10 protein-coding genes, 1 tRNA gene and 2 pseudogenes are annotated in these 11,228 nt (G+C 67.4%); 6 read left to right on the top strand and 7 right to left on the bottom strand.

Going from position 1 to position 11,228, the window contains the following annotated elements; genetic code table 11:
• The first annotated feature begins 54 nt into the window (after positions 1-54).
• Positions 55-1,308 carry an IS256 family transposase gene (locus tag EES42_RS31575; protein ID WP_124721704.1) on the top strand — a complete coding sequence of 418 codons (1,254 nt, stop codon included), beginning with the start codon at positions 55-57 and terminating at the stop codon, positions 1,306-1,308.
• An 18-nt stretch (positions 1,309-1,326) separates the two neighbouring features.
• Here EES42_RS31575 and EES42_RS31570 read toward each other — a convergent pair whose 3' ends face one another.
• Entirely contained in the window at positions 1,327-1,923 is a 597-nt protein-coding gene (locus EES42_RS31570; RefSeq protein ID WP_241196710.1) for a hypothetical protein, read from the bottom strand.
• 465 nt (positions 1,924-2,388) lie between these two features.
• On the opposite strand from EES42_RS31570, the pseudogene EES42_RS45675 reads away from it, so the two are divergent.
• Positions 2,389-2,743: pseudogene (locus EES42_RS45675) on the top strand (transposase family protein); the annotation flags it as partial.
• A gap of 760 nt (positions 2,744-3,503) precedes the next feature.
• Here the strand turns inward: EES42_RS45675 and EES42_RS45060 are convergent.
• A tRNA-OTHER gene (locus tag EES42_RS45060) sits at positions 3,504-3,621 on the bottom strand.
• A 110-nt stretch (positions 3,622-3,731) separates the two neighbouring features.
• On the opposite strand from EES42_RS45060, the gene EES42_RS47370 reads away from it, so the two are divergent.
• Complete coding sequence (locus tag EES42_RS47370; RefSeq protein WP_266499093.1) at positions 3,732-3,863, top strand: hypothetical protein; 132 nt, start codon at positions 3,732-3,734, stop codon at positions 3,861-3,863.
• Positions 3,864-4,045: 182 nt separating this feature from the next.
• Here the strand turns inward: EES42_RS47370 and EES42_RS31560 are convergent, their stop codons facing one another.
• Complete coding sequence (locus tag EES42_RS31560; RefSeq protein WP_124721703.1) at positions 4,046-4,531, bottom strand: hypothetical protein; 486 nt, start codon at positions 4,529-4,531, stop codon at positions 4,046-4,048.
• 505 nt (positions 4,532-5,036) lie between these two features.
• Between EES42_RS31560 and EES42_RS31555 the strand changes: the two genes are divergently transcribed.
• Positions 5,037-5,372 (top strand): lysine transporter LysE, encoded by a 336-nt coding sequence (locus EES42_RS31555; RefSeq protein ID WP_124721702.1) that lies wholly within the window; start codon positions 5,037-5,039, stop codon positions 5,370-5,372.
• 35 nt (positions 5,373-5,407) lie between these two features.
• Here EES42_RS31555 and EES42_RS31550 read toward each other — a convergent pair whose 3' ends face one another.
• The gene (locus EES42_RS31550) at positions 5,408-6,619 is read right to left on the bottom strand and encodes an IS110 family RNA-guided transposase (protein ID WP_124721701.1); all 1,212 of its coding nucleotides are present in this window, start codon (positions 6,617-6,619) and stop codon (positions 5,408-5,410) included.
• Between the two features lie 630 nt (positions 6,620-7,249).
• Between EES42_RS31550 and EES42_RS31540 the strand changes: the two genes are divergently transcribed.
• Positions 7,250-7,555: a hypothetical protein gene (locus tag EES42_RS31540; RefSeq protein ID WP_241196709.1), complete on the top strand. Its 306-nt coding sequence runs from the start codon at positions 7,250-7,252 to the stop codon at positions 7,553-7,555.
• Between the two features lie 489 nt (positions 7,556-8,044).
• On the opposite strand, the gene EES42_RS47640 is transcribed toward EES42_RS31540, so the two are convergent.
• The 3 genes from EES42_RS47640 to EES42_RS31530 are packed head-to-tail and all read right to left on the bottom strand — an operon-like array spanning position 8,045 to position 9,743.
• A complete protein-coding gene (locus EES42_RS47640) occupies positions 8,045-8,383 on the bottom strand; it encodes a transposase (RefSeq protein ID WP_327310195.1) in 339 nt (112 codons plus the stop codon).
• Positions 8,380-9,021 (bottom strand): transposase family protein, encoded by a 642-nt coding sequence (locus tag EES42_RS31535; protein WP_346775435.1) that lies wholly within the window; start codon positions 9,019-9,021, stop codon positions 8,380-8,382. Before EES42_RS31535 ends, EES42_RS47640 begins: the two co-directional genes overlap by 4 nt.
• Entirely contained in the window at positions 9,018-9,743 is a 726-nt protein-coding gene (locus tag EES42_RS31530; RefSeq protein WP_124721699.1) for an HAD family hydrolase, read from the bottom strand. Before EES42_RS31530 ends, EES42_RS31535 begins: the two co-directional genes overlap by 4 nt.
• A gap of 365 nt (positions 9,744-10,108) precedes the next feature.
• Here EES42_RS31530 and EES42_RS31525 point away from each other — a divergent pair.
• A pseudogene (locus EES42_RS31525) lies at positions 10,109-11,228 on the top strand (IS256 family transposase); the annotation flags it as partial.

The raw sequence follows: 11,228 nt of genomic DNA, 5'->3' as shown, positions 1-11,228 counted from the left end.
GTGAATGGTCATCGAGTAGGCCTGCGGTGCAGCGCGGGTCGGGAAGGTACGTCCGTGCTCAGCGTAGTAACTGCCGACGGCTCCACCCACTCCGGCTCTCTGATCGACGAGATCGTCCGCGAGGGCGCCCGGCGTATGCTCGCCGCCGCACTGGAAGCGGAAGTCAACCAGTACATAGCTGAGTTGGCCGCCGAGACGGACGATCGGGGCCGACGCTTGGTCGTCCGCAACGGCCACCACCGGCCCCGCACCGTGGTCACCGCGGCAGGTCCCCTCAAGGTCACCGCGCCACGGGTGAACGACCGGCGCGTGGACGAGGCCACCGGCGAGCGCAAGCGGTTCTCCTCGAAGATCCTGCCGCCGTGGTGCCGCAAGTCCCCGAAGATCAGCGAGGTGCTGCCGTTGCTCTACCTGCACGGACTATCGTCCGGGGACTTCGTGCCCGCACTGGAGCAGTTTCTCGGCGGCACGGCCGGCCTGTCCCCGGCTACCGTGACCCGGCTCACCAAGCAGTGGAGCGACGACCACGCCGCCTTCCAGGAGCGCGACCTGTCGGATCGCGACTTCGTCTACGTGTGGGCCGATGGCGTGCACCCCAAGGTGCGTCTCGGGCAGGCGCACTCCTGTGTCCTGGTCCTGCTCGGGGTGCGGTTGGACGGCACGAAGGAGCTGATCGCCCTGGCCGAGGGTCTGCGAGAGAGCACCGAGTCGTGGGCCGACCTGCTACGCGACTGCCGCCGCCGGGGCATGCGCGCCCCGGAGCTGGTCGTCGGTGATGGCGCGATGGGCCTGTGGAAGGCTGTCAGTGAGGTGTTCCCAGCTGCACGGCATCAAAGGTGCTGGGTTCACAAGGCCCGCAATGTCACGAACTGTCTGCCGAAGTCCGCACAGCCGGGCGCAACGAAGGCGATGCAGGAGATCTACAACGCCGAGGATCGCACCCACGCCGAGAAGGCGATCGAGGCTTTCGCGCGCACCTACGGGACAAAGTGGCCCAAGGCCGTCACGAAGATCGTCGAGGACCAGGAGGAACTGCTGGCGTTCTACGGCTTCCCGGCCGAGCACTGGATCCATCTGCGGACCACGAATCCGATCGAGTCGACGTTCTCCACGGTCAAGCTGCGGACCAAGGTCACCCGCGGGGCAGGCAGCCCGGCTGCGGCCCTGGCGATGGTGTTCAAGCTCGTCGAGTCCGCCCAGATCCGCTGGCGCGCGATCACCGGAGCCCATCTCGTCGCGCTCGTCCGCTCCGGCGCCAGGTTCGAGAACGGCGTCTTCGTCGAACGCCTGGAGAACACTGCCGCGTGATGGGATTCGCGGCTGGGCTCACTGATCGCTAAGGGAGGTGACGAAGCGGACGAGGGCCTCGTCCCCAGCGCGATTACCGGCGAGCTCCGCGCACAACGCGGGGAAATCAGCCCAGGCCTCGCCCTCGACGGTCCACCTGGCAACGCTGCTACGTCCGTCACGGATGCGTACTTCGTCGACCCATCGGTCGAGGCCGTCGCCCGCCGAGTAGACGAAGAAGTGTGCGTCCTCCATGGCCGGTGCCAGGAGGTCGATGAGCTGGTGAAGGTTGCGTATGTCGATGTAGCAGATGTCCGACAGCTGCTCCAGGCAGAGGTAGTCAGCCTCCGGTGGCCCCAGGTCGAATTCCCATCCTCTCCCATGGGCCTTCTGGTTGAGCAGATGGACCGGCCAGGTTTTCTGCCTGGGCACCTCGGTGGCCACCACCGAGAGCGTCTCCTCGACCAAAGACCGCCATCCCGGACGTACTCGAATAAACGTCCCGTATGGGTTGGGCCACGGCGACACCTGAGCAAACCACAACCGGTACCGCCCGTACCACCGATCATCGCGCCAACGATCATCGCCCTTGGTGACAAACGTTCCTGATGGCTCGATCGGATGAGGCTCTCTCATGGGCTGAGCATATGAGACACCGCCGTCGGTGCCATGAAGCTCCACGTCCGGTCGGCAAGCCCTCCCGGGCCAGCATGCCAGGCTCTAGCACAAGGCTTTCATCAAGCCTCAGTGAGACTCACCCTCATGCACCACCTGACCCACAACTCTTGACAATTGCTCCTCCAGCGACCGGCAGGAACCTCGGTCTGTTGGAGAGCTCTCGGGCTCGCGAACTGTTGAGAGGTCGGCCCCTGCCGGCGGGCTGGCTACATGAAACCCGCGGAATCCACGTTCTTGCCAGGCGGGACCGGTCTTAGACAAGAGATCAAGGTCCCGGAACTACCGAAGATCTCCGCCTGGCAGGAACGAGGCGTGGTGGAGCCGGTCTGAACACGAGGATCTCAGTCCCGGAACGGCGGCAGGCTTCCACCTCGCTTGGTGTCCCTTGCGTTTACGTGCTCGGGCCCACCGATGAGCTATTAGAACTACCGATACTCCACCAACCACCAGGTCGTCATCGACGCCGACACCCGGCTCGTCGCGGTCGGTCGGCCGCTGCCCCGGCAACCGCAACGACTGCAAGGCGTGGGAGCTGTCCGGTGCGAAAGCCGGCCGTCGGCCGCACTGCGGTGATCGCGGACGGCGGATACAGGGCAACGGTCTGGTCATCCCGCACCGCCGCGACAAGGGCCAGACCGAACTCCCGGCCTGGAAAGAGGAACACAACGCTTCCCACCGCAAGGTCCGCGCCCGCATCGAGCACGCCTTCGCCCGGATGAAGACCTGGAAGATCCTGCGCGACTGCCGCCTCAAGGGCGACGGCGTACACCATGCCATCCCTGATCCGTGGCGTGGCCTGTGCCGGGTGATCGAGAGGATCTGTGAGCTGCACGCACGCGATCGGGGCTTCACCGAAGCCTTCCTGTCGACCTACCCGGGGGTGAAGGATGTCGCCGCAGGCCGGGAGTACACGGTGAAAGCAGTCGCCGAACTGGCTCAGCGAGCCAAGGCAACGGGGCACCTGCGGTCCGACTTCGTCCTGGACGACCTGATTCTCATACTCATGGCCAACAAGGGAATCCACGTCACATCGACCGCCAGCCAGGTCAAGGCCTCCCGACGCTTCGCAGGGCTGGTCATCCAGGCGTCGAAGCCTGCCCTCGGCACGCGCCACTACGACCAGCGGCACGACTGGTATCCGCGCCACCCCCACGGCCTGTCGCGGTGCATTCCGGATCTGCTGCGGCAGACTCCCTACCGTGATCATTGCGACCTGCGGTGGGCTGCTCCGGCCGCCGGGGCGGGGGTGTACGCATTCACTGCGGCAGTTCCGGAAGATGAGGCGGGCGTGACGGTCGAACTAGTGACCGAATTCGGGAGCAGTGGCGCGCCTTGTCGGCAGCAGCCTGGAACTGGCCGGTCTCGGCGATGGCCACGGTGCGATCCAGTCCGACCGCAGGCTCTACCGTCGCCGAGTCCCTGGCCGAGAGGCAACGCCTCCCAGCCTGGGGTGCTGTCGAAACTCGGGCTCTGGTCCAACCTCTGTGGACCCGGCCTGACGAGCGCTCCCGCGCGCCGGCCCCGGTCAAGGTCGGTTGCGGTGCCGACGGGATTTGAACCCGCGGACAGACAGGGGCAGGCCCGCCCCGTCTCTGTCAGTCGACGTGGAGGGACCTCTCCCACGTCGATCGCAATGGGCCACTCTGCCACGGCACCGCAACCTGCGGGAATGCGCGCAAACCCGCTTCGACTCAGGGTAGGGACATCGTCCTCTGCGGACGAACCCTTATCTGGGACCGGAGGACCTCGCCACGGGACCACAAAAGTTGTGCCAGACCCTGGCCCAGGGCACCACCCACCTGTGGATCTACCTGGCCGCTCCGGTGCTCGGAGCGGTGCCGGGAGCAGCCCTCGTGGCTCTGGCCAAACCCCTGACCGCACAGCGGCCCCGGTGCTGACAGAGAGGGAAATCACCGATCGGCTATCGCGGCGGACCGGAACGCCGGCCCGCGCCGGTGTCCAGATCTCGCCGTCGGGGCGGCCGGGCAGACGCATCTCGTCTGGTTCCGCCTTGGCTTCGAGCATGCTGACGGCGGGCGGGTGGGAGACGAGCGACGTCTGTGATGCGGGCCCCGCCGCGCTATCGACCCGGCCGGGCAACCTCCTCAGGTACCCCAAACCGTTCATGGAGTTCTTCGGCAAAACGAGTCCGGTAGACGCCGTGGGCAATGGTCCAGGGGGACTGGTAGCCCCTGTGCTCCGGGTCCGAGACATCCTCGTCCCACGGCACTACGCAGTCTGGAAGCAGCCGCGCACGGCCCAGATACATCTGCGCGGCCTCTTCCAACTGCACTTCTCCTGCGATCACAGAGCTCCATAGCCCGCAGCCCTGCCCGACCACCCACATGCACAGATCCTCGGTGCTGTCTTCGGACCAGACGTCCCCATCCACGCTCACGCCTTCCGAGAAGTCGGCCAGCGAATCAGCCGCGGACTCGTACGCGAGCGCGAAGGCTTCAAGGACTTCCCGAGGCTGGGACTCCAACCACAATTCAAGGGCAGACAGGCGCGGTCGTGTCGCTTCCAGGACCTCCCAGAACCAATCAGGAAGATGATCCGGTCCCATTTCGGCTCCCGTGTCGATGGCTGCGGTACCCGCCCGACCGTACAACGGGGATGGAGCCCCCTGGACACTCTCAGACTTCACCGTCGGCGAATGGCGCTCTCCATCCGCACAGTCACGGGATTACAGGCAGGCACTTAAGAGGCCGGCCGACCGCAACTCCCGCGTCGGCTGCTGCGCCTCTCGAGGACCGCACCCCATGGCATCCGCCACTCGAACACCGTTCGCTTGCATGCCCCGTCATCCCCGCCCACCGCACCAGCAACGCGAATAGCCCCCCACAGAGCGACGGCGTGGCCGGGGCGGGCGTAGAGGACAGCACGGGACTGCAGCCGTCCCGGCTGTTGACGCAAATGGGAATACGGGGGGGTGCCTCTATGTCCTTCGTCAAGGTGTGACCGTGTGCCGCAGTAGGCGACTCTTGAGCACCCCGGCAACCATTCCGGCTCGGCGGGGGTCCTCCATACCAGGCCCCGCTCGGGGCCTCGACGCAAGAGGGAGGAGCGTCATGGGGGTCCGCAGGGCAGCGAAAGGCGTCGGCGACTTCCTGGTCGAGGCGCTGGGAGAAGCCGTCGCCGAGGTGATCCTCAGCCTGCTCGCCTGTGCCCTGCTCGGCTGCCTGGCTCTGATCGCCTACCTGAGCTGGTCCCTCAGCCCGCGCTTCACCATCGCGGGGGCTGGGCTGCTCAGCCTCCTCCTCGCCCACGGCGCCTGGCAGACCTTCCGCACCCCCGCGAAGGGGCGCCGTCGGGGCCTCGCCGCCCTGACCGCTGTCGGTTTCACCGTGACCGCCATGACGGCCCTCTTCCTGCTGCTCTACTCCACAGGATGCGACTGCCTGTGAGGCCGTTTGGTTCAGCTACGCAAGTCCGAGGCTGGTCATGCGGTAGCTGTTTCGGGGACGCGTGACTCGTAGAAGGTGCCGTCGCGGAGCATGGCGAACAGGACGCTGATGCGTTGGCGGGCGAGGCGGAGGAGGGCTTGGGTATGGGTCTTGCCGCGGGCGCGTTGCTTGTCGTAGTAGGCGCGGGAGGCCGGATCGGCGTTCATGCAGGCGAAGGCGGACAGGAACATCGCCCGTTTGAGCTGCCGGTTGCCGCCTCGGGGTGCGTGTTCGCCGTGGATCGAGGTGCCCGACGACTTCGTCGTCGGCGCGAGGCCGGCGTAGGAGGCGAGGTGGGCGGCGGTGGGGAAGCTGGTGCCGTCGCCGACGGTGACCAGCAGGACAGCGGCGGTCCTGACGCCGACGCCGGGCATCGAGGTCAGGACCTGGGAAAGAGGGTGGGCCTCCAGCAGGGCGTTGATCTGGGCCTCCATCGCCCGGCGCTGGGTGTGCACGGCGGTCAGGGAAGCGGCCAGGGAGGGCACGACGATGTCCAGGGTGCCGGTGCCAGGGACGACGACGGTCTGCTCATCGAGCGCGTCGAAGACCTCGTCGATCAGCCGGGCGGCCATGCGTGGGGCCTTCGGGCGGATCAGTTCCACGAGTCTGCGGCGGCCGGCCTTGCGCAGGGCGGCCGGGGAGCCGTAACGCTCCAGGAGCCAGGTGACGGCCTGGTGGTCCAGGCGCGGTCCCAGGACGCGTTCCAGGGAGGGGTGGAACTGGGTGAGCAGGCCGCGTATCCGGTTGGAGGTGCGGGTGGCCTCGGCGGCCAGGTCCTGGTCGAAGCCGGTCAGCACGGTCAGCTCGGCGGTGATCTCGTCGGTCAGTTCCAGCGAGCGCAGGGTGTGCGGCATGGTCCGCGCGGCATCGGCGATGACGGCCGCGTCCTTGGCGTCGGTCTTGGCCTCTCCGGGGTAGAGGTCGGCGATCCGGCGCATGGACAGGCCGGGCAGGTAGGCGACGCGGCAGCCGGCGTCGCGTGCGACGGTCAGCGGCAGGGCACCGATGGAGGCGGGCTGGTCCACGATGACCAGGACGGTGCCGAACTTCGCGGTCAGCTTGTCGAAGACGGCCCGCAGTTTCGGTTCGCTGTTGGGTAGCGGCTTGTCGAAGACCTTCTTGCCCGCCGGCGTCAGCCCATGGCCGTGGTGAGCGGACTTGCCGACGTCCAAACCGAGGAACACGCCCACGTCTTCGATCTCGAACATCGTGCCCTTTCCAGGGTGTTGACGGTGCTGGCCTCGGCTCGGGTGTCGTGCTCGCGCATCCACGTTATGCAGACCTACCGCCCGCGAACTGTCCGGCATTGCGCCGGACCGGACGGTGGCCGGACCTCTGATCAGCGTCTCCGACGAACACCCCCGGGCCCGGTGACACCACCCCCCCAGGTCATTCCTTCGACAGGGGGACACAGTCATGCCGAGCCCGGAGGCCAGCGGCCCCGTTGCAGGACCGCGAAAAAGATAACGGGGGCGGGGGCTGTGAGCCCGATGTGCCCCAACTCCCACCCCGTCAGGACCTCATCTGCCCGAACCGGCCCCCGCCGGCCGTGACCCGCCTACGCTGATCTGACGGCCCCGCCCCGCCCCGCACTTCTGGGAGGCCCTGTGTCGCACCCTGTGGAAGCCGGCCCGACGCCGCCGTCGTACCCGCCGAAGACCCCGCCGCCGCCGAAGAAGCCGCCGAACCCTCCCCGGCCGAACCCGCAGGACCCGAAGCCCCCACCCAGCCAGGTGATGCCGACAGCGCGGCGCGGGGTGGGCATGGTCAACCGGCGCGGGGCGAACTGGTCCCTGGAGTCAGCGCCGTGGGCGGCGGGGAAAGCCCGGACCGCGGTTATGGAGCAGCTCGGAAAGTGGAAGTACCGGCCGGCCCCAGACACGGTCACGGCGGTGGAAGCGGTGACGACGCTGCTCATCGGGGCCGCGGTCGCCGACGGCGGGACGAAGGTGTCCGTACACCTGTCGGATCAGGACGGGCAGGCGTGCATCCTCGCCCTCTCCCACCACACCAGACTCACCACCGGGGCCGACGACGCGGGCAAAGACGTCCTGCACCAGATCACCGCCCACCAACCCGTCACCGGGTGCGGGACTGACACAGGGCCCGACGGGCGCCGCATCTGGGCCGTCATCACCCTCTGACTGCGGGCGCAACAAAGCTCCGGACCGTGCAGTCCGGGGCCATCAAAGAGGCAACGCTCCATCAGCATGTCCAGGTAGGCGCTCACCTCTGCCTCGCGCTGCCGGAGACGTTCGACATCAAGGACCTCTCGAACCTTCCGAAGGATCTCAACTGCAGACTTGTTGAGAGCCTCGAGAGCCTCGGGATCAAGGAGCTGAAAGAGCGTTGGCTCCCGAGGCCCAGTACCAGGGTCTCGTTCGGGAAGCGCTCACGCGGCGAACGCCCCCTGGTGTCGGCGTACTCCTTTGAGTGCTCCACCAAGTACAGAGATACGTGCACCAGCGTCCAGTGGCCGTTGGTCGGTCGTCATCCGAGTTGGACAACTCTCAGGTCACCAGGGAACATGCCGCCCTATTTCTGTCGGCGTGAGCGTCAGACCGTTGGCTCTAACGACTCGGTCCGCGATTGAGGTCGGGTCGTGCTGGTCTGGCGGGTCGGCTGGTAGTTGATCAGCAGGCCGCCTGTCGGGCGAGCATCAGTTCGGTGCTCGGCCTGCGGCGGGTTGCCCGACGGGCAGAGCGATCCGAGACCAGTGAGGCGATCGCGGCATGGGTTTCGGCGTAGTCCTCGCGCCGGTTGGTGTACCGCTGGAGCGGGCGCCACTGCTGCAGTTCGGCATTGGCGTGCCCGACGCAGTTCCGGGCCGAGGACTGACGGCGGCGCATCTCCCGCCAGGCGTACTGCTCGCCGAGCGGCGCATCGTCCTTCGGTTTCTTCGGCGGGGCACTGACCTGAGCGGGGAACTCGTTGGCCAGGCCCCGGTAGCCCTCATCGACCTCGGCTCTCACCTTCGGGCAGAGCCGGACTGCTCGGCGATGCCCTCAATGCGCATCGCGGTCTGATCGTGTATCCGGCCGGGCCGGTCCGCGCCCGACCACAGCAGGCGGCCCTGCCCGTCGCTGACGGTAGTGGTCTTGATGGTGTTCTGCTTCTTCTTGCCGGAGACGAAGGCCCGCCATCCGGGCCGGTTGGCCTTCGGCCGGCGGCCCTGGGTCTCGGCGCCGTCGATCCGCAGCGTGATCGCCTCGGCCTCCGCGTAGGCGAACACGTTCGCCAGGGTGCGCAACCGCACCGTGGGGCGGTCGGGGACGGCGAAGCCACGCGCCGCCAGCAGCGGCCGGATCTCGCCGATCGCACGGGAAACTCTGGAGCGAGCTGTGCCATACAGCTCAGCCGGCGCGGCGTGCGGGAGCCCAGTGCGCAGGTGCACCAGGGTAGCCAGCACTCGGTCGGTGAAGACGAGGTCGTAATTCGGTCCGGCGCCAGCCTCCCGCTGCCGCTCGGTGCCACGCCGCTGGTGCAGAGCTGACTCGCACCGGGCAAGCCACAGGTCTGCCAACTCCTTGATCAAATAGCCGAGATGCGAACGGGAGTTGCCGCAGAAAGCACGATGGGACAAGGCCGCGCGGGCCCACTTCTGGGTCACACTCGATCGGCCAGACGGAGCACTGCATCCAGTCCGCGACGCGAACCGGGAGTGGCTCGACCCGGCAGCACATACGAGCGCAGTCCCGCCCCGGCCGCGCCGCCATCCTTCGCGGGATGGTCACCCACCATCAGCGTCTCCTCCGGAGCGACACCCAGTTCACGGCAGGCATGCTGAAACAGCAACGGGTCCGGCTTTTCAGTGTCGTGTTCGTAGGAGTGCACCCAGGACGAAAAATAGTGGTCAAGCCCGTGATGGGCGAAGGTGGCCCGCAGATCCCAGCCCACGTCGCTAACCACCCCCAGAACCACGCCGCTCTGAGTCAATCGGACCAGTGTGGACTCGGTGTCCGCGTAAGGCACCCAGTGCTCAGGGGCCTGCAGTTGCTCATAGAGCACGTCAGCGACCGGTGCCAGCTCAGGAACCGAGGCGTACCAGGCTGTGAAGGCGTGGTGATGTGCCCTTGAGGACACGTCACGGCCTCGCTGGGCCTCTATCACGTCGGGGTCCGACAGACCGGCTTCGAGCCCGCTCAGCATGATGTTCATCGCCACATCGTCCACGGGTTCAGCCATCGCTGCCCGGATCCGGTCTGCATACGTACCGATCTGGAACAGAGTGCCGGAGAAGTCGAAGAGGACGGCCTGCACGGTCAGCGGCGCCTGCGAGGTGGTCCTGGCGCGGATGGGCCCTTCAGGACCGCAGGCAGGGAGATGAGTCATTTGATTTTCCTACCGCAGGCCGGACGAGAATGACCAGGTCTAGCGCGAGCCACGTCGTAACAGTGGGTACTGGCCCCGTCTGTGAGGCTCGGTTGGCCCCATCCGGCGGGCCCCGGATTGGTGTAACGACGGATTCTGGCCCCACCGGGGTTGTTGTGGGACGCTCGTTGTGCTGCTCGCACTGAGGGGGCACGGATGCGAGCATCGAAGTCCAAAGTTCAGCTGTACGCCGCGATCCGAGGGGATCACCGGAGGCCCTGTCGATCCGTCTGCTGGCGGAGCGGTACGGAGTTCACCGGCGTGAGGTCCGTAGGATGGTCACCGGATAGGCCCGCGTTCGCAGCGCGGGTCCATAAGGGACGCCCGTGCTCAGCGTAGTGAACGTCGACGGTTCGACCGAGTCCGGCTCCCTGATCGACGAGATCGTCCGCGAGGGCGCCCGGCGGATGCTCGCCGCCGTGCTGGAGGTCGAAGTCAACCAATACATAGCCGAGTTGGCAGCGGAAGGGAACGAGGCCGGGCGCCGCCTTGTGTTCCGCAACGGCCACCACCACCGACCGAGGACCGTGACCACCGACGCAGGTTCCGTCGAGGTCACAGCCCCGCGCGTGAACAACGGGCGGGTGGACGCGGCGACCGGCGAGCGGATGCGGTTCTCCTCGAAGATCCCGCCGCCGTGATGCCGCGAGTCGCCCAAGGCCAGTGAGGTGCTGCCGCTTCTCTACTGGCACGGGCCGTCCTCGGGGGACTTCGTTCCCGCGCTGGAGCAGTTCCTCGGCTCGGTGGCCGGCCTGTCGCCGGCGACCGTGACCCGGCTGACCAAGCAGTGGCAGGACGACCACGCCGCCTTCCAGCAGCGCGACTTCGCCGGGTCCGACTACGTGTACGTGTGGGCGGACGGGGTGCACCCCAAGGTCCGGCTCGGGCAGGCGCACTCCTGCGTCCTGGTGCTGACGGGTGTGCGTCTGGACGGCACCAGGGAGCTGATCGCGCTGACCGAGGGGCTGCGGAAGTCGACCGAGTCGTGGGCGGATCTGCTGCGCGACTGCCGCCGCCGCGGCATGGGCGCTCCCGAACTGGTCGTCGGCGGCGGCGCGATGGGCCTGTGGAAGGCGCTGGTCGAGGTGCTCCCGGCTGCCCGCCACCAGCGGTGCTGGGTCCACAAGGCCCGGAATGTCACGAACGCCTTCCCGGAGTTCGCACAGCCGGGCGCCACGAAGGCGATGCAGGAGGTCTGCAACGCCGAGGACCGCGGCTACGCCGAGAGGGCGATCGGGGCTTTCGCGAAGACATACGGCGCCAAGTTCCCCCAAGGCCGTCGCGAGGACCACCGACGACCGGGACGAGGTGCTGGCGTTCTACGACTTCCCGGCCGAGCACTGGATCCACTTGCGGACCACGAACTCCATCGAGTCGACCTTCTCCACCGTCAAGCTCCGCACCAAGGTCACCCGCGGCGCCGGCAGCCCCGCCGCAGTCCTAGGG

The organism is Streptomyces sp. ADI95-17 (assembly GCF_003846175.1).
Classification (GTDB): Bacteria; Actinomycetota; Actinomycetes; order Streptomycetales; family Streptomycetaceae; genus Streptomyces; species Streptomyces sanglieri.
Note: the sequence above shows the minus strand (reverse complement) of the source record. Positions and strands in the feature narration are given on the sequence as shown.

Coding starts and splice junctions, on each gene's coding strand:
- EES42_RS31555 (WP_124721702.1), top strand. CDS start 5,037: ATGGGGGTCCGCAGGGCAGCGAAAGGCGTCGGCGACTTCCTGGTCGAG.
- EES42_RS31570 (WP_241196710.1), bottom strand. CDS start 1,923: ATGAGAGAGCCTCATCCGATCGAGCCATCAGGAACGTTTGTCACCAAG.
- EES42_RS31550 (WP_124721701.1), bottom strand. CDS start 6,619: ATGTTCGAGATCGAAGACGTGGGCGTGTTCCTCGGTTTGGACGTCGGC.
- EES42_RS31540 (WP_241196709.1), top strand. CDS start 7,250: ATGGAGCAGCTCGGAAAGTGGAAGTACCGGCCGGCCCCAGACACGGTC.
- EES42_RS31530 (WP_124721699.1), bottom strand. CDS start 9,743: ATGACTCATCTCCCTGCCTGCGGTCCTGAAGGGCCCATCCGCGCCAGG.
- EES42_RS31560 (WP_124721703.1), bottom strand. CDS start 4,531: ATGGGACCGGATCATCTTCCTGATTGGTTCTGGGAGGTCCTGGAAGCG.